The organism is Mesorhizobium alhagi CCNWXJ12-2, from assembly GCF_000236565.1.
Classification (GTDB): Bacteria; Pseudomonadota; Alphaproteobacteria; order Rhizobiales; family Rhizobiaceae; genus Allomesorhizobium; species Allomesorhizobium alhagi.
Genome location: NZ_AHAM01000245.1, coordinates 1 through 18,574 on the forward strand (window position 1 = coordinate 1; position 18,574 = coordinate 18,574).

16 protein-coding genes and 3 pseudogenes are annotated in these 18,574 nt (G+C 59.6%); 8 read left to right on the forward strand and 11 right to left on the reverse strand.

Going from position 1 to position 18,574, the window contains the following annotated elements; translation table 11 throughout:
• The first annotated feature begins 288 nt into the window (after positions 1–288).
• Positions 289–465, forward strand: a complete 177-nt coding sequence (locus tag MAXJ12_RS38310) for a hypothetical protein (protein WP_008839103.1) — start codon at positions 289–291, stop codon at positions 463–465.
• A gap of 197 nt (positions 466–662) precedes the next feature.
• Positions 663–890, forward strand: a complete 228-nt coding sequence (locus tag MAXJ12_RS26180) for a hypothetical protein (RefSeq protein ID WP_008839104.1) — start codon at positions 663–665, stop codon at positions 888–890.
• A gap of 742 nt (positions 891–1,632) precedes the next feature.
• Here the strand turns inward: MAXJ12_RS26180 and MAXJ12_RS26185 are convergent.
• A complete protein-coding gene (locus MAXJ12_RS26185; RefSeq protein ID WP_040588155.1) occupies positions 1,633–2,025 on the reverse strand; it encodes a winged helix-turn-helix transcriptional regulator in 393 nt (130 codons plus the stop codon).
• A gap of 86 nt (positions 2,026–2,111) precedes the next feature.
• Between MAXJ12_RS26185 and MAXJ12_RS26190 the strand changes: the two genes are divergently transcribed.
• The 3 genes and pseudogenes from MAXJ12_RS26190 to MAXJ12_RS26195 all read left to right on the forward strand — a co-directional run bounded on the left by MAXJ12_RS26190 (position 2,112) and on the right by MAXJ12_RS26195 (position 5,213).
• A complete protein-coding gene (locus tag MAXJ12_RS26190; protein WP_008839107.1) occupies positions 2,112–2,912 on the forward strand; it encodes an NAD(P)H-binding protein in 801 nt (266 codons plus the stop codon).
• Positions 2,913–3,020: 108 nt separating this feature from the next.
• Positions 3,021–3,163 (forward strand): annotated as a pseudogene (locus MAXJ12_RS39220) (oxidoreductase); the annotation flags it as partial.
• Positions 3,164–3,443: 280 nt separating this feature from the next.
• Complete coding sequence (locus MAXJ12_RS26195; protein ID WP_008839109.1) at positions 3,444–5,213, forward strand: adenylate/guanylate cyclase domain-containing protein; 1,770 nt, start codon at positions 3,444–3,446, stop codon at positions 5,211–5,213.
• Between the two features lie 1,168 nt (positions 5,214–6,381).
• Here MAXJ12_RS26195 and MAXJ12_RS26205 read toward each other — a convergent pair.
• Positions 6,382–6,663, reverse strand: a complete 282-nt coding sequence (locus MAXJ12_RS26205; RefSeq protein WP_008839111.1) for a hypothetical protein — start codon at positions 6,661–6,663, stop codon at positions 6,382–6,384.
• 186 nt (positions 6,664–6,849) lie between these two features.
• Between MAXJ12_RS26205 and MAXJ12_RS26210 the strand changes: the two are divergent.
• Positions 6,850–7,031: pseudogene (locus MAXJ12_RS26210) on the forward strand (IS1380 family transposase); the annotation flags it as partial.
• Between the two features lie 133 nt (positions 7,032–7,164).
• Here the strand turns inward: MAXJ12_RS26210 and MAXJ12_RS35800 are convergent.
• Both MAXJ12_RS35800 and MAXJ12_RS26220 read right to left on the reverse strand, forming a co-directional pair.
• A pseudogene (locus tag MAXJ12_RS35800) lies at positions 7,165–7,431 on the reverse strand (hypothetical protein); the annotation flags it as partial.
• A 407-nt stretch (positions 7,432–7,838) separates the two neighbouring features.
• Positions 7,839–8,369, reverse strand: a complete 531-nt coding sequence (locus tag MAXJ12_RS26220) for a helix-turn-helix transcriptional regulator (RefSeq protein ID WP_008839114.1) — start codon at positions 8,367–8,369, stop codon at positions 7,839–7,841.
• 63 nt (positions 8,370–8,432) lie between these two features.
• On the opposite strand from MAXJ12_RS26220, the gene MAXJ12_RS37830 reads away from it, so the two are divergent.
• Positions 8,433–8,573 (forward strand): hypothetical protein, encoded by a 141-nt coding sequence (locus tag MAXJ12_RS37830; RefSeq protein WP_157999667.1) that lies wholly within the window; start codon positions 8,433–8,435, stop codon positions 8,571–8,573.
• A 195-nt stretch (positions 8,574–8,768) separates the two neighbouring features.
• On the opposite strand, the gene MAXJ12_RS26225 is transcribed toward MAXJ12_RS37830, so the two are convergent.
• The 5 genes from MAXJ12_RS26225 to MAXJ12_RS26245 form a co-directional block, all read right to left on the reverse strand.
• A complete protein-coding gene (locus MAXJ12_RS26225; protein ID WP_008839116.1) occupies positions 8,769–9,890 on the reverse strand; it encodes a hypothetical protein in 1,122 nt (373 codons plus the stop codon).
• A gap of 196 nt (positions 9,891–10,086) precedes the next feature.
• Entirely contained in the window at positions 10,087–11,442 is a 1,356-nt protein-coding gene (locus MAXJ12_RS26230; RefSeq protein ID WP_008839117.1) for an HlyD family type I secretion periplasmic adaptor subunit, read from the reverse strand.
• The gene (locus tag MAXJ12_RS26235; RefSeq protein WP_008839118.1) at positions 11,439–13,355 is read right to left on the reverse strand and encodes a type I secretion system permease/ATPase; all 1,917 of its coding nucleotides are present in this window, start codon (positions 13,353–13,355) and stop codon (positions 11,439–11,441) included. Before MAXJ12_RS26235 ends, MAXJ12_RS26230 begins: the two co-directional genes overlap by 4 nt.
• 454 nt (positions 13,356–13,809) lie before the next feature.
• On the reverse strand, positions 13,810–14,415 hold the full coding sequence (locus MAXJ12_RS26240) for a hypothetical protein (RefSeq protein ID WP_008839119.1): 606 nt from the start codon (positions 14,413–14,415) through the stop codon (positions 13,810–13,812).
• Between the two features lie 332 nt (positions 14,416–14,747).
• Complete coding sequence (locus MAXJ12_RS26245; RefSeq protein ID WP_008839120.1) at positions 14,748–15,464, reverse strand: hypothetical protein; 717 nt, start codon at positions 15,462–15,464, stop codon at positions 14,748–14,750.
• 369 nt (positions 15,465–15,833) lie between these two features.
• Between MAXJ12_RS26245 and MAXJ12_RS34635 the strand changes: the two genes are divergently transcribed.
• Positions 15,834–16,271 carry a hypothetical protein gene (locus MAXJ12_RS34635; RefSeq protein WP_008839121.1) on the forward strand — a complete coding sequence of 146 codons (438 nt, stop codon included), beginning with the start codon at positions 15,834–15,836 and terminating at the stop codon, positions 16,269–16,271.
• Positions 16,272–16,362: 91 nt separating this feature from the next.
• Here the strand turns inward: MAXJ12_RS34635 and MAXJ12_RS26255 are convergent, their stop codons facing one another.
• Positions 16,363–17,709 (reverse strand): TolC family outer membrane protein, encoded by a 1,347-nt coding sequence (locus tag MAXJ12_RS26255; protein WP_008839122.1) that lies wholly within the window; start codon positions 17,707–17,709, stop codon positions 16,363–16,365.
• A 399-nt stretch (positions 17,710–18,108) separates the two neighbouring features.
• The coding region (locus tag MAXJ12_RS26260) for an IS5 family transposase (protein WP_008839123.1) at positions 18,109–18,574 on the reverse strand (466 nt) is incomplete at its 5' end.

Consider the following 18,574-nt stretch of genomic DNA (forward strand, 5'->3'; position numbering starts at 1 on the left):
CAAGGCGCCGAGGCGGGAGCGGCACAGCCATGAAGTCAGTTGCAACCGTCACACAATGCGCCGCGACAGCCCTTCAACCGCTTCTTTCACCCAGGCAGAAATAGTGGGTTGATGACCGTTGACTTGAGCGGCTATCCTTCGACCCTGGCCGTCTAACGGTATCGGGATAGCGACGCAGGTCGGTCGCACGCCCCTCACGCTGGCCAGTGATTTCAAGCTACGCCGCTGCCCCTGCAGCCGGTGGCTTTGCGCTTATGCGTTACACAGTCAGTCGGTGGAGGGGATGAGATGGAACTCAGCTTAGCAAGGTTCGTCTTGGTGACTGGCATTGGAATTGCCATCGGAGCCGTGCTGGGCGCAGGATTTGGCGCCTGGACGCTGGACGATCTGCCATTCGGCATCGGGATCGGAGTCGTCTTTGGCGCAGGCGCCGGCGCCCTTGCCAGCATCGCCGCAGCGTCCTGAGCTTGCCGTCGGATCCTCAAGCATCCGCGCGGCGTCTGCATATGGCGGCCCGCGAATAGTCCAGTACGAAAGTTGAAGCAATTGCCGATAGCTCGCCAAAGCCAATCGTGTTACTATTCATTGTCCTTGAGCAGGACCGACCGTTTTCGGCTGTGAAGCTGATCAGACCAAGAGATGGCTTACCGAGGAGGCCGGGCATGCTCATAACACATGGAATATCGAACCACAGAATACTGGGTGCGGACGAGCTGGCCTTTTTGTGTCAAGCGTTTGATGCCGCATGCCTGATCAATGGCGACCCATTGGCAGATGCAGAGACAATCGCCAAGGCAATCATCGTCACCTACGAACAAGGCGTGACAAACGAGAAGGAACTGGTGGAGGGAGCGATCCTCTCGGCCTCCACTCGTCGGGTCGATATGTAGGGTGAGTTGCGCCGCCCCGATGAATGGGCTTGCTGCGAGCGGCTAGCAAATCATTGGAAGCCTGCCGGAGCGGCCAGCGCAGCTGGAACTGAGGCAGAATATCAGCCTTCTTCGGTAATGGCATGATATACTGACCTTTTCGCGGATCGTTAAAGCTGGGGCCGGCCTGTTTCAACACGCCGTGCCAGCGCCTCCGTTCGGCCGGTCCGCATCAAAGGTCAACAGGTTCGTCGTCGCCTGGATGTCGTGACCGATCTCACTTCGCGGCCTATTGGCCTGCGGCTTCCCTGGCGATTTCGTCGAGCAGAGCGTCGATCCCGTCGCGGCCATCGCCATCGGGCAGACGTCCGAAGCCGACCCTCACCGTGCCGGGCTTTCCCTCCACCTCGCAGGCGAAAGCCGCCTTGGCGATAGAAGGCTATGTGGTCAGCTCCTGCTTTGCGCGACGGCGCCGCCGAGCAGACTGCAAGCGCCCGGCGTTTACGGCGCCGACATCAGCGCCCGTCCTTTCGAGCGGTCTGGCTGACCGTGATGGTCAACGAGATAGCCCCGGCTGATGATGGCGTCCGAAACGTCCCCGGCGACGCGCCGGCCAAGGGCGTTTCGGTGTCATAGGCCGTGAATGCCTGTTCCTGTGCAGCGGCGGCGCCGAAAAGCCAGGTAGGAATATGGCCTGAGCTGCCATTGACTACAGGCTTATTTGCTTCGGTCAAAGAACGTCAACGGGGGTGAAAACGGTTGCTCAGATTTCCGGATGCGTGTCGTATGCCGCCTGCGCCATCTCGATCTCCCATTTGTACCGGCGGCTCCAGGCCACCAGCCCAGCTATGTGGTCGGCGAAGGAGCGGCCGAGGTCCGAGAGTTCATAGGTCACACTGGGCGGGACGGTCGGCGCAACGTGGCGAAGGACGTGGCCGTCGCGTTCCAGCCGCCGCAATGTCAGGGTCATCATCCGCTGTGAAATCCCTTCCAACGCCCTTTCCAATTCGCGGTAACGGCGCGGACCGGCAGAGAGCTCGGCCAATGTCATTACGGTCCATTGTTCGCCCAGACGGCCGAGGATAAGACGCAGTCCGCAATCCTCGTGGTTCGAGGGCCCGCAGGGCTCGAGTGGGGTAGCAGTGCGAACATTCATGTACGTTCCCGACAAAATTGTGCCCTCTTACGCAGGTTTTGCAACTTCCTTACGTTAGCTGGAAAGCATCGACGAAAGGAAGTTTCATGATCCTGATCACCGGGGCCTCTGGCCAGCTCGCCTCGCAGATCGTGACCCGGGCAAGGCAGACGGGGCTTGCCGTTCTCACCGCCAGCCGTTCACCCGATGCCGACCGCCAGATGGATTTCGATAGGCCCGAAAAGCTGGATTTCACGGGGGTCGAAACCCTGTTCCTGACCTCGGCCGGATATGCCGAGGACGATGTCGTCATACGTCGGCACGGTGCCGTTCTGGCCGCCGCCCGCGCCCAAGGCGTCCAGCGCATCATCTATACGAGCCTCAGCCATGCCAGTGACCATCTGGCCTTTGCCCTCGCACATCGTTGGACCGAGCGGGAAATTCGGGGAAGCGGTATGGCCTGGACCATACTCCGCAACGGCCTCTATGCGGAACTCATCGGCGCTCTTGCCGCGCCACGCGATGGGCGAATCGAGACTCCCTTCGGGCAAAGCCGGATTTCGGCGGTCGCCCGTGCCGATCTTGCAGAGGCGGCGCTCGCAGTGCTGGCCGACCCGGCCTCCCACGCGGGGCGATATTATGAACTGTCCGGCACCACCGCATTTTCGGTTCCCGAGCTCGCGGCGCGCATCGGCGTCTCATACGAACCGGCGGTCCTTGGGAGGCAACGCGAGCGGCTGTCGACCTTGCCGCTGCTTCCCTTCCAGCCGCCAATGCTGATGTCGATCTTTTCCGTGGCGGCAGCCGGATTCCTGGAAGCCGAGACGACCGACCTCAAGGCGTTGGTGCCCCAACCTCTGGACGCGCTGGAGATTGCCTGCGCGGTCGCGCAGCAATCCGCGCAATAGCCCATCCGGTCCGACATGGGGGATGAACGCCAAGGGCTCATTCGCGACCTTCTCGCCGAAGTATTTAAGGGCGGCATCGGTCGTATCACGACACTGGCGAAGCGGGCTACCGCGCGGGAGACCATGAAGGCTTGGCGCGCCATCACGCTCAGTCCGATGCAGTCGCCTATGCAATAGCCTATGCCAACGGCCAGCTCCATGACGTCGACGTGAGTGAGATCATCATTTGGCCGACGGCAAGCCCGCATTGATCGCCGTCCTTCTCCGACGGCAGAAGTCGACCCCGCAGCGGAAGTTCGTGCATTGTGGGAGGGCAGTCATTGACCAGACATGCGCGTCGGCGGCGTCCCGTGTCATCCTCGAAGTTGTAGATCCAGCCCGTCAAGCGCGCCTCCCGATCGGTACGTAAGCTTTCGGGCATGCGGGTGAATGGATGGTGAGCCTGGAACTCACCCACCGGCGCACGGGAACACCGAACTTTCCTCGTTCCCTGTGTCTTCGTGTTATTATGGCGACTAGGGAGATGGCTCGATGAGCGAGAACCGCAAGCTAGCCGCGATCCTGGCTGCCGACGTGGTCGGGTACAGCCGGCTGGCGAGCGCGGATGAAGATCGTACTTTGGCGAGGTTACGGGCACTGCGCAGCGATCTGATCGATCCGACCATCGCCGTACACAACGGACGCGTGATCAAGCGCACAGGCGATGGCGCACTGGTCGAGTTCCGCAGTGTGGTAGACGCCGTGCGCTGCGCCCTCGAAGTGCAGAACGGCATGGTCGAGCGCAATGCCGGCGTGCCGCAGGACCGCCGCATCGAGTTCAGGATCGGTATTCATCTCGGCGACGTAGTCGAGGAAAGCGACGGCGATCTGATGGGCGACGGCGTCAACATCGCCTCGCGTCTGGAGGGCGTCGCTGCCCCCGGAGCCATCTGCCTGTCCGAGGACGCCTATCGGCAAGTCAAGGCGAGGCTTGACCTCTCAGTCAGCGATCTCGGCAATACGCAGCTCAAGAACATCGCCGAGCCGATCCGGGTGTATTCGCTGCGTGTCGGCACCGCCGAGGCAAAGGCAACTGCAAACTCCGAATCCATGACAAGCCGACCGGCGACGGTACCCCCGCCGAAGCTGTCGATCGCCGTGCTGCCCTTCGCCAACATGAGCGGTGATGTCGAGCAGGAGTATTTCGCCGATGGAATCTCGGAAGACATCATCACGGCCCTCTCAAAACTGCCGCAGCTCTTCGTGATCGCCCGCAATTCATCGTTCACCTTCAAGGACAAGAACGTCCACGTGCAGGAGGTCGGCAGAAATCTCGGCGTACGCTTCGTGCTGGAAGGCAGCGTCCGTAGATCCGGCAACAGGGTACGGGTCACCGCGCAGCTTATCGATGCAGCCTCGGGCGGCCATCTGTGGGCGGAGCGCTTCGATCGCGACCTGACCGACATATTCGCGGTGCAGGACGATGTCACTCAGCAGATCGTGGATGCGCTGGCCATCAACCTGACGGAGGGCGACCGGCAGCGGCTGGCACACGAGCAAACCGGCAACGTTGAGGCGTATGACTATTTCTTGCGTGGCCGAGAGCTGTGGCACCGGCTCACCAAGCAGACGAACACCGCCGCCCGGGACCTTTTGCAACGGGCCATCGAACTGGACCCGAATTTCGCCTCGGCCCACGCCTTCCTGGCCCTTACCCACGGACTCGACTACTTGAACAGATGGAGCCCGTCACCGCCGAATTCCCGCGAGCAAGCGGAAGAGCTCGCGAGGCGGGCGGTAGCGCTGGATGATCGCGATCCTTGGGCGCACTGGGCGCTGAGCATTGTTGAATTGTATTCGCGACGGCACGACGTGGCCATCAGCGAGGCCCAGCGTGCGATAATCCTCAATCCGAACTTCGCTGAAGGGCACGTCAGCCTCGGCGAGGCACTGTATTACTCGGCCAGGGCCGACGAGGCGCTCAAGTATTTCGATCGCGCGAAGGTCTTGAACCCATATTTTCCGGATGTGCTATTGCACTTCCAGGCCTTGGCGTCGTTTCAATTGGGAAGGTACGAGCAGGCAGTTGGTTTGCTGAAAGAGCGGCTGACCCGCAATCCCGTCACCGATGTCTCTCGCGCGCTTCTGGCTTCCAGTTTCGGCCATCTGGGCCGTTTCGACGAGGCCCGCGCGGCTTGGCAGGAAGTGTTGCAGGTCAATCCCGACTACTCCCTGGAGTACCGTCGCAAAGTGCTACCCTACAAGAACCCCGAGGATTTCGAGTTGGTGGTGGACGGGCTTCGCAAGGCCGGCTTGGTGTAATTGCGGAGCCAGGGCAATGCCTGGTTTCAACCTTTCAGCAGCCGCTCGCTCGAAGGAGGAGCAATGACTGGTGTTGGCGCCAAGCCGGTCAACGCGTCGGCTCGATTTTGTACAGGCAAGGAGCGCTCTACGCCGCAACCGGGTGGGAAAACGGTCACTCGACATTGCGGATCGCAACATGAAGCGAGGCTCAAAGGCTCTGCAGAGAGGAGGCGGCATGTTAGAAAGAACCGCTCGATTGCCTGGTCTGCCGTTCGCGGCGACGCTCCTTCTTGCCCTTGCCCTTGCCCTTGCCCTTGCGTTGCGTTGCGCAGATGTTTGCGAATTCTCGTGGTTCTGAGCGATGGCCCACATCACGTTCGATCGTGATCAATTCTGTCCGGAAGGAGGCGCGCCAAGGTGCTGGCGCTTCCCTGCTCGCACGCCGCGATCAGCAAGCGGAGCGCCTCTCGGGCCTTGATGCTCAAATCGTCGTCGCCTCGTAGCAGTTCGTCGGCACGCTCCAGAAACAGGCGCGCGGCAGCAAAATTTGACGATCGCATGGGTTCCTTCCCGGCCGAATTCGCCCTTTAGCTATATCGAAAACACAGTTAAATTCAGAGATAGCCAAAAGGTGATGTCCAAGTTTAAGCCAGTGGCGGGATATTCCTGCAATTTGTCCGATCGTTCCAGTTTTACACTTGTCTCGATGTTGCAATATACAATGGCGACGCGGCCAGCTTGTCGCGGCGGGAGGGACTTGTGCCCCTCGTTCCTCCTGCCACTGTCTCGGACAGCGGCCGCCGAGCGCCCGACTCTGGCTTTCTGACGATGGCCCGACAGGAGATGGCGAAGTTGTTCACTAGTCGGTAGCGAAGCCGGACGCCACCGGAAGGCGCGCCCTGTTGAGGAAATTGGCGACAGGGCGTTCAGAGCCTTTCGCTGCGATTAAAGCGACGTCCGCCTTCGTGCCACGGTCTGAACCGTTGCAAAGGCGGTTATGGCGCAGAAGGGGCCGTGAGGGTGGAGCGTTCCCCGCAAAGGCCGAGACAACCCAAATGCCGTTGCGGCTGGGTGAGATGGCGAAGGGTCGTGAACGAATGCAGGCCCCTCGGGCTTCAGGCCCCAGCGGCCCGTGACAATCGTGATTGTAAATTCAAGGTTTGAGATTTCGTTATGGAGTATGCTTCTATTCGCCCTCTTTGCTGTCGCCGCCCGATCCACCATTCGTACCCCCGCCGCTGCTACCGGCACCGCCGTTCGGCTGGCCATCGGAGCCGGTCGACGTCGAGACCACCGTGCCATCGCTGAGCGTGGTATGCGATGTCGTATCCTTAATTGTTCTGGTGCCCTTGCTACTTTGGACGGTTATATCGGGACCGCCACCTGTCGTCGTATTCCGTCCATTCTGAGCCAGTGTTGGGTTGGCGAAGATCATGGTGAAAAGAACGATCGAAAGAATGCGTTTCATGTTCAATACCTCCATTGGGTCGACAGGCGCACTTTCAACCAAGAGCAAGCCATATGGCTCGGTTCGAGAAAACGAAGGATATCGGAGCTAGCGGTTCCTCGATGTGAGAGAGTTCACATCAACGCCCGGCGCACTCGATTTTCTGGAGTGGTCAGCCGCACCAGTTTCTCAGCACACGCCTTTCGCGCGATGCCGAAACGCTCGAGCTTCGCAGTTGCCCAATTCGACACGCTGCGAACTGCAGCGCCTTATCAAGATGGCCGCGCGCGTGGTCGAGATGAAAAACCAAATCCGCCTGCACCTGCCGACCTCCTGCCCGGACCAGCGCATCCTGCGCATCGTGCTTGATCGGTTCCCGCGGATCGTGACGTAGCCAGATGAGGCGCCAACGCCCCGAAACGAACCCGCCGACCGCAACCTGCAAACCCCCGCTTTCCATCCACGACGGATCACCGCCGGCGCCCAAGCAGCTTGTCAAAACGAACCGAAACGCCGACCAGATCACCACTTCAGGCCGCCAAACGTCCAGCGCCTTGCGTAAAGCCGGCTAGAGTGGATGGAATCTAACGCTTGGTGCCCGCGCTTGACGGCGGCGATGATCTTGGCGGGATCGGCGGTCCAGGGGAAGGGGTTTGGCTGCTGGTTGTGCTCGGCGAGGAAGCGGTTGATGGCGGCCTGGAGATCGACGACGGAGTGGAAGACGCTGCGTTTCAGGCGGCGCTTGGAAAGCTTGGCGAAGTAGCCTTCTACCGCGTCGAGCCATGAGCAGTCGTGGTCGTTGGGAGCAAGTTCAAGGCGGTTAACAACTGCGACGGGAACTATACCCTTCACCCACGCCAGATGGCCCGTCGTGTCCCGCAGATCGAGCAAAGCATCGCGCGCTACCTGGCTCGGCAACATGACGCCTGCCGAGTTCGCACTGAAATCAACGATGGAAAAACAGGCCGCCGATGGCCACAAATCAAAAACCAAGACTCTCCCTCAACCCGGAGGAGATTGGGGTCGCAGGTCAGCAAGGCTCGACAACCCGCTTCAGCGCGAAGTGGCAACCTGTTTGCTCGAAAGAGGACGTCTATGTAGCAACAGGGGCCAGCGACAGTCCAGTCTCAGCGCGGTCGACGTGGAGGCGTCGCGGAGAACTGCGGAGCGGTTTTGGAAGTCCGACTTGGGCTGAATCAACGTGACTGGGATAGAACAACCGCCTCGGTCCGGTTCTTGGCGTGTAGCTTTTGCATAATTCGTGAGATGTGTGACTTGACCGTGTTCTGCGACAGGTTCAACTCGCTGGCGATGAGCTTATTCGGCAGGCCACGCAACAACGTCGCCAAAACCTGTCGTTCGCGTTCCGTGAATACGACATTGGCCTTGTTGGTGATACTGCACATCTCAGGCGCGATGTCGCTCATGGGCATAGCTGGTTGCAAGGCGATGATGTTCTCGGATGAGACGGGCGCCCAATTCGGACAATCCACAACCACCGCCCGCGGAAAGTACGCACCACCCGCGATTACCAATCGAAGGGCCGCAAGGGCAATCTCAACAGAGGCGGAGGCCGTGATATAGCCTCTCACGCCATAGCGGGTGACTTCGGAAATCATTGCATCGGATATCATCGACTCGTCGAGCTTGGTAAGAAGTATGAGAGGCCCTTCGGCCAGTGAACGACGAACATAGGCGAGATTCTGCAGCACGCATTCATCCGTCATGGCAGAGCTCCCTATATTGAGAGCAACAAGGCTGATGTGTTTGCCGATTATGGAGTCGAACTGGTGTACAGTCTCGATCTCCAGGACGGTCAAATCCTGGAATTCGTTCCGAAGGATGCGCGCAAGGCAACTTCGCGGCAGAGGATAACGGTCTACTACGACTATGGAAGAGCGTTCGTCATGGAAGCCGTTCTGTTCGACTGAAAACGAGAGAGTCAATTACCCTCCCCCTCATTTGCCGCCCAATATCACCTAAGCGACTTAACCAGCACCAGTCTACATCTAGTTGATGATATGGTTAAAAATGATTGCATTTAACTGAAATTTTTCAATTTTTAATTTCAATTGCGGGTTGCATAGTAGTTTCAGTGATTTGCGGCATAGTAGTTCTACAAATCTCTACGCAAGGCTGAAATCGGCCTGCACGACGGTTTGCTGCTCGACGGCCGCCGTTTGCATGGCGTCTACATCCATGTCGATTTCACCATTCAAGTACCTGATGGCTACAGCAGCGTCCTGTGCGGCATCGACCGCCTGGAGCGATTCGACAGTTACTTTGACGATATAGCGCTCTTCCAATTCGTCTTCGATGTCTATGTCGATATCGACGTCCTGATCGAACTCGAGGTCCTGGTTCACTTCGACTGTGCCACAAGGAGATCCGTCGCTGATGCGTATGTCGACAGTCGTATCCTGTTCGATCTCAATCGAGTCGTGCAGGAAAAGATCGACGTAGAGGATGCCGTCAACGTCGAAGATATCAAGGTCAATCTCGACATCCTGGTCTATGCGCATGTCTTGATCCAGCAGAAGGGCGAAATGTCCATCACCGTCGACTACAAAGGAAATATCTACGTCTTGGTCCATCATGAGTTCTTGGTTGATGTGAAGGCGCGCGACAACCTCACCCACATAGCCGCTGACCATGACACTTGCTTCCTGGTCGACAATCGCGACCTGCGTCACATTAATGCTGTGGGCAACATTGAGCTCGCCAAATATGTCGTCGGGGCTGGTCGGACAGTGGCTCGCGCCACTGCGGTTCTCTTCGCTCTCTGGCAGCGGTTGCTTATCCGGTCCGTCTTCCCGATGGTCATGGCCGCCGGCTCCTTCGCCTGCGCACGCAGTGGACGCATCGATTGACGCCGCCAGCCCGTTGATCAGTACCAACGCGGGTCCGTGGGAATCCTGCTCGAGCGGAAAGCCCTCCTGCTCGTTCGGCGGCGGATCGGCAGCCGGCAGCATAGTCTCGGACGAGATGGGAGAGTGGGGAACCTCGCGCGCCAGCGATAAGCTGTCGGCGGACATCGTCTCAGTTCCAATGATTTCCGTTGGATCGGCTTCACCCGGTGGCGGCAGATCAGCAGCCGGCAGCATCGCCGCCGACGGGATGGTAGAAAGCGAGGCCCCGATCGCCAGCGCAAAGCTGCCGGCGAACATCGTCTCAGTTCCAATGATTTCCGTTGGATCGGCTTCGCTCGGTGGCAGCAGGTCGCGAGTACCATCATCGGCGGCAATCATGAAACCCCTCCAGTGCCTCAAGGCACGTTCCCCAACGTAGATGTGCGCCCGTTTCCAGAGACATCTTCCGAAGGGGCGGCGCAATTCGCCTAATCATTCATCTCCAAAGCATTAGCCCGCGAACCCTCGCGAATGTGGCGGCCGGCGACAATTCACGACAGTCAGCCCCTTCCCGTACGGATCTGCCGTTCCAGTCTCAATCCTCTCGAAAGGCACGGTTGAAGCTATCGAGGAAGGGGCGCAGCACGTATTGGGCGACGGTGAACTGGCCGGTTTTGATCAGCACCTCGGCCGGCATACCCGGCATGATCTCGACCTCCGGTAACTCGTGCAGGGACGCCTCGTTGATGCGGACGTGGGCGGTGTAATAGGCTCGCTCCGTTTTCTTGTCGAGGAAGCGATCGGCGGAGACATAGGTGAGGATGCCCTCCACTGGGGGCACCCGGCGGTCCTTATAGGACAGGAGACGGACGCGAGCCTCGAGACCGGGACGAACCAGGTCGATGTCTTCCGGTTTGACTTGAGCCAGCACTATCAGACGGTCCTGATGGGGAACGAGATCCATTAGTGGCTCGCCAGCGACAACAACCCCTCCGAGGGTGTGAATGCGCAGATCCGTGATGGTGCCGGCCTCGGGGGCGCGAACTACCGTTCGGGCGAGCACGTCGTTGGCGGCCTGGATGCGCTCGAGGAGTTGGAAAATCAGGGCTTGTGTGTCGCGCAGGATCTGGGCGATTTCTGTGTAATGGTCGCTCTTCAGCTGGAGAATCATCGCTTCCGATTCTCCGATTGCTTGCTCGGCTCGCGAAACCTGAGCCAGCGTTTCACCAATCCGTCCCTCAAACTCAGCCTGTTCGCGCTCCAGGTGCAAGAGGCGCCCGCGCGTTTGCAGTCCCTTGACTACCATGGGGGCCACGGTTGCCAGTTCCTTCTTGATGATCGCCGCGCGTTTCGTTGCTGCTTCCACCTCAAAGCGCAACGCGGCGATTTCCCGCCTCGTCTGCGCTTTGCGCCGCTGAATGACACTGATCCGGGATGATTGGAGCCTGCGGCGGGTATCGAAGATGTTCACCTGCCCAGCCATTGTCTTCGCTAGCGAGGGGTCGCTCTGAGCGGCCGAGGTAAGTGCTTCCGGGAACATGATGGTTTCGCTACCCTCGCGCTCGGCCAAAAGGCGCGCCTCCAGGGCCTGTGCTTCCCAGAGCTGCATTTGAAGCATCTGGACGGTGGTGCGAGTCCTCGTGTCGTCGAGCCGGATCAGTGCTTGCCCGGCGGTCACCTCGTCGCCGTCGGCGACGAGGATGCGCCCGATGATCCCGCCCTCCAGGTGCTGGATGGTCTTGCGCCTCGACTCTGCCTCGATAGCCCCTGCGGCGATGGCGGCGCTTTCCAGTGGTGCATAAATCGCCCACAAGCCGAAGCTGATCACGAACACACCGACAACTGCAAATGCGCTCGCCGCAAGGAGGCGCAGGCGCCGGAACGGCGTTCCTGATGGCGGCGGCAGAATTTCCGCAAGATCGTGTGCGATGGTGCGGTTCGAACCTCTCATGACACGACCCTCTCGGATTCCTCCCCTATGATGAGGCCTCCCGCTGTCGTTGCCGGTGGCTGTTCGTCCTCGTGAGCTAGTTGCTTTGTAACCCTCCGCGCAGTGATGATCTGCGAATGCCTGACCGGAATGCTTGTGCGCCCGGCCTTGATCTTCCCGGCTACGTCGCGGCGGCTCCCGAAAGCGTCCATTCTGCCGTCGTCAAGCACTAGAATCTTGTCACACATGTTCATGATACCAAGGCGCTGGGCGATGAGGATGATTGTTGATCCCCGTTCACGCATCTCCTGGATCGCCCGCCGCAGGGCATCTTCGCCTTCGGCATCGAGACTCGCATTCGGCTCGTCGAGGACGATGAGACGCGGGTGACCAAAGAGCGCACGTGCCAGGCCGAGCCGCTGTCGCTGCCCGCCGGACAGCCGCATGCCGCCTTCGCCGACATCGGTCTCGTAGCCCAGGGGAAGCCGCATGATCGCTTCGTGCAACCCCACCATCGCAGCGGCAGTGATGACATCATGCGCCTGGGCATCCTGCAAGCGAGCGATGTTGTCCCTAACGGTGCCGCCGAATAGCTCTATGTCCTGGGGAAGATAGCCGAAATAGCGATGACCGCTGGAGGCCATCCAGATCCCGATGTCTGCGCTGTCGAGCCGCACATGGCCTGCTGTAGGATTGAGAGTACCGGCGATGAGACGCCCAAGGGTCGACTTTCCGGCACCCGAGCGACCAACCACTCCAAGGATTTCGCCCGGATTGACGGCGAAACTCAGCCGACAAAGAGTCGGCCTGTCCGCCCCGGGTGGCACGAACGTCACCTGCTCGACGGAGAGTTGACCATTGGGGCGCGGCAGCTCCATGGCTCTTCGAGGCCGGGGCGCGGCAGCTAGGATCTTGTGGACGCGAGCGTACCCCAGACGCGCGCTGCTGACCGCCTTCCAGGTGCCAATGGCGCCCTCTACCGGGCCCAGCGAGCGCCCGAGAAGGATCGATGTCGCAAAGATCGCTGCCGGACTGATGTCGTGCAAAATCACAAGCCAGGCGGCGCAAGCCATGACGATGACCTGCGTGACAAGTCGGATGAAGCGCGCGAAGGCCTGAATGGCAGAACCACGCGCTGCTGCGGCTAGTTGAGCCTCCTTCGCGTCCGACTGGTCATCGTGAAGGAGGCGGGCCGCTCCAGGCAACATTCCCATGGCGCTGATGGCTTCGACGTTGCGCAATAGGGATTCGAACCGGTGTTGGCTCACGACCCAGGCGGCGCTCGAACGGGCTAGTGGCTTGCGGGTCACCATCTCGTTGACGATCGCCAACCCGAACAGCACAACCGACGCCGAAAGGCCGATCACGCCAAGAAGCGGATGAACAAGAAACATTGCGAGAATAAAGATCGGCGTCCAGGGCAGGTCGAAGAGGGCTGTGCATGCGCTGCCGCCGAAGAACGAACGGAAGCCGCCTATATCGCGCCACGCCTGTGCCGCCGCAGACGGGTCGTTGCGCAAGGCTGAGTGCACCGCCGCGACAAGCACCGGCGCCTGGAGGCGATCGTCCAGCCAGCCGCCGATCCGCGCGAGCATCGCGCGGCGCAACGCCTCGAGGGTTGAGTGGACGGCCAGCGCCACGATTACGATCGACGTCAGCATCACCAACGTATCGAGGCTGCGGCTTGAAAGGACATGATCGTAGACCTGCAAGAGATACAGCGGGACCGTCAAAGCCAGCAGGTTCACAAAGAAGCTGAGAAAGAAAATCATGACCAGCGAGGCCTTGCAGAGACTGAACGCCTGCTCCACCTCCGTTCGGCCAGCGGCGTTGGCCGCAAAACGCAGGGGCGGTCGCTTTTTCTCGCCGTCTTGAAGCTCTTCAACCGCAGAACGCCAAGCATTTCTGAGGCCGGATGCGCCTGCAATCCCCATTGTCGCCACAGCCCGCATCCAGGAGAACGGACAACGCGACTTGTCCCGTCCGATGTCGACTGCAAATCTGTAGACGTATGCTCTCTCGGAACAGCCCGTAGCGTCACCCCCTGCGAACGGCGGGAATGGCAGGCCTCTGCAGAAATCGGAAGCGCGTTGGATTCCGCTTTTTGCGCGGCCCTTCACCCAAGCAACAGACATCGGCGGCATCTCCCCCACCATACTGAGCACCGGGACCAGTGCACGGTGCAGAAATTTGCCGGCACGTCCCGATCCATTTCTTCCGAGAGTATTCAATAGGAGGGGAGCCATGGCCAATGTCTCCATGAGGACGTCGCAGCTTTGCATGGGAAGCCCCAACGGCGACGTCGAAGTCTCGACAACTTGGGCCGTTTCGGTGCCCCCCGGGCAGGCGCCCGGATAGAATCCGGGCGCCATTGCTTAGGAAGAACGCTCACGCGAAAGCGAAATCGAAGTCGATATCAATATTCGCGTCTTGTTCGCCGTACTGTTCCTGCTCGGCGTAAACCTTTACGTCCTGCTCCTGGTCGACGTCGACATCGTTCTTGTTGGCCTGGTCGACGTCGATGTCAGTGTCGTTATCGTTCTTGGCATCGCCGTCAGCGTCCGCGTCAGCACGTGACTTGGACCACGCATCGGCATCGCCGTCAGCGTCCGAGTCGGCCTTGGATCTGGACCGTGCATCGGAATCGCCGTCGGACTTCGCCTCGGCCTTGCCCTTGTCTCCCCCTTCCGCGTAGGCCTTGCTGTGGGTCTTGGCATCGGCATCGCTGTCGGAGTCGGCCCTGGACTTGTTATGGGTCTTGGCATCAGCGTCGCTGTCGGAGTCGGCCTTGGCGTCATTGTCCGTCTTGGCGTCCTGGTCGGTATCGTTGTCGACCCTGCTCTTGTTGTCGTTGTCAATCTTTACGCCCGAATCCTGGCTGGTCTTGGCCTTTATGTCCTGATCCTGATATTGGTCGAAGTCCTGGTCGATATCAGCATCGATGTCGATGTCGAAGTCGTTGTCATCGAAATAGCTGGGTTTGTTCGATTTCATGGGATTTCCCTCCCTGTTGTTGAGGAACGCCGCTCTCGGGAAAATTGCTGCCGGAGCGGACCGACAGCCGCGAGGATGATCCGTTCGGATCCTCCGACAGCGCGTCGATGGGCAAAGCATGTTCGTTTTGCGACGCAGAGAATAGTTACCAATGGGCATCCGACCTAAACGGGCGCATAGGTCCGATCGGGTTCATTCCAATCGGCGGTGGTTAACCCAATCTGCTAATCCCGAAGGCTACCAAGATCCAGTGAGCCCTCGCGCATAGCTAAAAAGCATCAAGAAAGCCGGGACGAAGCCCGGCTGTCATGCATGCCCCAAAACGGTGAAGTTCACAGGTCGAGGTCGTCACTTACATCGACGACTACCTGGATATCCCCGAGCGCAGCGGCGAGTTCGTCGAGGCGAACGTCGAGCAAGTCCCCGTCTTTTCCTTGCGTCGCAGCTATCGCTGCGCTCGCGACGGACTGGATGAGCGGAACGATGTCTATATCGACGTTGGTGTCAAGGCCGTCGCGGATTTCCACGTCCACGTCGATGTTCTGATCAATTTCGTCGTCCTGGTCGATATCTGTATCCAAGCTGTTCCGGTCACCATCGCGCACGTTGATGTTAGCGTCACTCTCGATCTCAATATCTTCCTCAATGTCAACACCGACCTCGATGAAGATAACTCCATCTCTTTCGCTGACTTCGACATCCACGTCGATTCGCTGGTCCACTTCCAGTCTTTGTTGCGTCCTGACGCTGGCATCGCGTCCGCCAGAGCCGCCGCCCGCATCGATGTCTACATCCTCGTCCTGGTCGATTTCGCCGTTTTGGTCGATTTCCGTATCGACTTCGACTTCGACCGGCCGCGATCCGATAATCTTCACCCCGATATTGTCACGGTTTTCCAAGCGCGAGTCTTGGTCTAGATTGATGTCAAGGTTGCGACCGCCTTCACCGTCGAGTTCGTCGTCGTGCTTGGTGAAATCAATCTTCTTCATTTCATCCACGTTACCACGGTCAACGGTGTCTTCTTTCTTGTTGTGCTCATCACGCGCCATTGTAAATCTCCTCCCGTGGCCGCCGGTCGGCGCTATCACAGAACCCAGCATCTCATCGTTCGGAAAATGGTGATAGACGCCAAGACGGGCGAAACACCTTGGTCCAGCAGGGTACAAAGGGGATTCATTGGCGCTAGTTGAAGTTCCGGCGAGGACAGCGACATCACCTGATAAGACTAATACCTATGGGCCAATGGTTCGCTTTTGCGGCTTGTAGTGGACTGTTAAGCATTCCGAGCTATGGGAAGAGAACGGGGTGCCGCGATCATTTTCTTTTCGGGATGGTTCAGCCAACGAAACGTATCTAAGGGGTCCGCGACCGGGAATCGACTGTTGTGACCATGTCCGCTCCGGCGCTGGGAGGAGAGGGTGAAAAGGGCATCGATCGCCACCGTCCTGTTGTGTTCGATAGTTCCGGCAAAGGCTGAGGGCGGCCTCGCCGCAAAATGGGTGGGTCCGGACTTGGCGAGCATCGTTTCAGGCAAGTCCGATATCGTCACCCTGTATGCCGACAGACAGGCAGTCGTGGTTGACTACGTGATGGCCATGAGGCGATACGAAGTCCCACCGGGGCCGTGGACCTGGGTTGGCGCCAACGGCGATTCAGTGCGCAGGATTGGAAACGACGTATTCCGGGTTTTCCTCGGAAATTATGCCGGCAACTGGTTCACTGAATTGGAGTGTATCGCCCTTGAATGGCCAATGTTCCTGTGCAGTGATGGCAAAGAGAGAAAAATGTCGGCGCCCGACCCGAGCACGATGATTTTCGACGGCGTCGAATATAAACGCCTTTCGCCAAGCAAATAGATCGTCTCCCCCTGCCGATCAACGCGGGCGGCGGTAAGCGCTTAACGCGCGACCGTTGCTACCGCCGCTGGCCGAACCCGGGTGACTGCTTTCATCGGCCGTCTGGGGTCCGCACTCCATACCATTCGTTCTTGACGGCGTCATAGTGCTCTTGAGGCCTGTATTCGGCGACCTTGAGACCGATCCGCCGGGGCGAAAGATGCCCGATGGCGGAGAGGATAGCATAGCTGGCCACGACCACGTCCCGCTCCGCATTGGCGACAGCGATCAGGGCGTCGATGAGGTCGGCCTGGGAGTCGAGTACGTCGAGTGTCGTGCGCTGGCCAACATCGCGCTCTTCTATGACGCCGGCGAGGGCGAGTTCAGCGGCCGTTCCGGCTTCACGTGTAGCGGCAGCGGTTTCCCTGGCTGCTCGGTATTGCGACCATGCTGCGGCCACTGCCGCACGGACCTGATCTCGGCTGACGTCGACCTCGATGCGCGCCTGGCCGAGCGACTCTTTGGACTGACGCACCTGCGCGGATGTCCTGCCACCCTGATAAATCGGCACCGTAAGCGTCGCGCCGATGCTCGCGGCATCCGACGTGCCAACCGTGCTGCGGTAATTGCGCGAAACGCCGGCTTGCGCGGATAATTGCGGCAGCAACTGGCCTTCCGCGGATTTGACGGTAAAGCCAGCCGCATCGACCAGATGTTGCGTTGCCAGGATGGCCGGATGATTGCCTTCGGCAACGGCGTACGCCTTGCCCAGGCTGGCTGGCAGCAGTTTGGCTAGCGGGGAGGCGGCCTGCAGCTTGCCCGGCGTCTCGCCGATCACCTGTTTATAGACGGACTCGCTTACCGTTACCTGCGCCCGCGCCACGGCGACCTGGGCAATTGCGGCCGAGCGGCTCGCATCGGCTTGCGCAAGGTCGGTGAGGGTGCCTTCTCCGGCCTCAAGGCGAAAACCCGCGGCACGCGCCTGCTCGGTCAGGAATTCGAGATTTCGCTCGGTAAATATGGCGATCTGCCGGTCGCGAATGACGTCCATATAGGTGGCAGCGGCGTCGAACAGGATGTTCTGCTCGGTGTTGCGTAAGCTTTCGTTTGAAGCGTACACCCGCGCCTCGGCCGAGGCGACATTGTTCATGGTTTGAAATCCGTCGAACAGCGATTGCCGGATTTCCACGCCGAAAGACCCGGTGGTCAGTTTGGTGCCCGACTGCGAGATGTAATCGATGCTCGATATACCGGTTATTGTCGGGCGATAGCCCGACTTGGCGATGGCCACGCTCTCGTCCGTGACCCGAACGCCGGCACGCGCCGAGTTCAGCGTCGAATTCAGCTGATAAGCCTTTGTTAACGCGCCCGTTAAGCTTTCGGCGGAAACGGTCAGCGGGGAAAGCGCTGTCGCCGAAACGATGACAGCGGTAAAAATACTTATATGTTCAAACGGCACGACTCAATTCCTCATTCAACATCCTGCATATGCCGTAGGCGTCTCATGGCTGCCCTTCCAACAGGACGGCTTTGACCCTGCTGTAGTGGTGCGAGACCAGGTGACGCTCGTCCTCAGGCTCATCTGGCCTCGCCCGAATGCAGAGTCTTGGCGTGGGAGCGCTGGTACACGCAGGGTCCTGAATTCTGTTCCAGGTAGAACAACAGGTGGGAAGCAGGGGAGGCAGCAGGCAGGAGCCTGCAGTGTTGGCAGCGGCGGCCAAAGCCAAGTGGGCGACACGTGACATAGACACACCTCGGCGTGATCGCTGGAAGCGAATTCCGTCACGTCACCGCCCGGTTGACGTTGGGTAACGATGGCAGACTGCGGTTAACGAGAGCTTAGAGTCCGTTTTGAAATTCAGGGATGGGCATTTCGTCGGACAAGGTTTCCACCCATGGCGACGAGGATCATGGCGTGCGAGACGTCGATGCGCTTCTCGTAGTCGCGCACGAGCCGCCGCCACCGGGTCATCCAACCGAAGGTACGCTCGACAACCCAGCGGCGGGGGAGGACCTGGAACCCTTTCTGGTCGTCCGATCGACGGATAATCTCGACCACGAAGTCGAGATAGGCGGCTTTGTCCATGAGCTTCAGCCGGTCATAGGCGCCGTCGGCGAACAGATGCTTCACCCAGGGCCAACGCTTGCGGATGCCGTCGAGAATGGCCTGAGCTCCGGCGCTGTCGGAGATGTCGGCGGTGGTGAGGTTGACCATCAAGAGCCGCCCATCGGTATCGACGGCAATGTGTCGCTTGCGGCCGACAATCTTCTTGCCGGCCTCGTAACCCCTTGTTTCAGCTTGCGGAGCCTTGACCGACTGGCTA

Coding starts and splice junctions, on each gene's coding strand:
- MAXJ12_RS26230 (WP_008839117.1), bottom strand. CDS start 11,442: ATGAGAGGTTCGAACCGCACCATCGCACACGATCTTGCGGAAATTCTG.
- MAXJ12_RS26185 (WP_040588155.1), bottom strand. CDS start 2,025: ATGAATGTTCGCACTGCTACCCCACTCGAGCCCTGCGGGCCCTCGAAC.
- MAXJ12_RS38310 (WP_008839103.1), top strand. CDS start 289: ATGGAACTCAGCTTAGCAAGGTTCGTCTTGGTGACTGGCATTGGAATT.
- MAXJ12_RS26205 (WP_008839111.1), bottom strand. CDS start 6,663: ATGAAACGCATTCTTTCGATCGTTCTTTTCACCATGATCTTCGCCAAC.
- MAXJ12_RS26245 (WP_008839120.1), bottom strand. CDS start 15,464: ATGGCGCGTGATGAGCACAACAAGAAAGAAGACACCGTTGACCGTGGT.
- MAXJ12_RS26225 (WP_008839116.1), bottom strand. CDS start 9,890: ATGATTGCCGCCGATGATGGTACTCGCGACCTGCTGCCACCGAGCGAA.
- MAXJ12_RS26190 (WP_008839107.1), top strand. CDS start 2,112: ATGATCCTGATCACCGGGGCCTCTGGCCAGCTCGCCTCGCAGATCGTG.
- MAXJ12_RS26220 (WP_008839114.1), bottom strand. CDS start 8,369: ATGACGGATGAATGCGTGCTGCAGAATCTCGCCTATGTTCGTCGTTCA.
- MAXJ12_RS26180 (WP_008839104.1), top strand. CDS start 663: ATGCTCATAACACATGGAATATCGAACCACAGAATACTGGGTGCGGAC.
- MAXJ12_RS26240 (WP_008839119.1), bottom strand. CDS start 14,415: ATGAAATCGAACAAACCCAGCTATTTCGATGACAACGACTTCGACATC.
- MAXJ12_RS26195 (WP_008839109.1), top strand. CDS start 3,444: ATGAGCGAGAACCGCAAGCTAGCCGCGATCCTGGCTGCCGACGTGGTC.
- MAXJ12_RS26235 (WP_008839118.1), bottom strand. CDS start 13,355: ATGGGGATTGCAGGCGCATCCGGCCTCAGAAATGCTTGGCGTTCTGCG.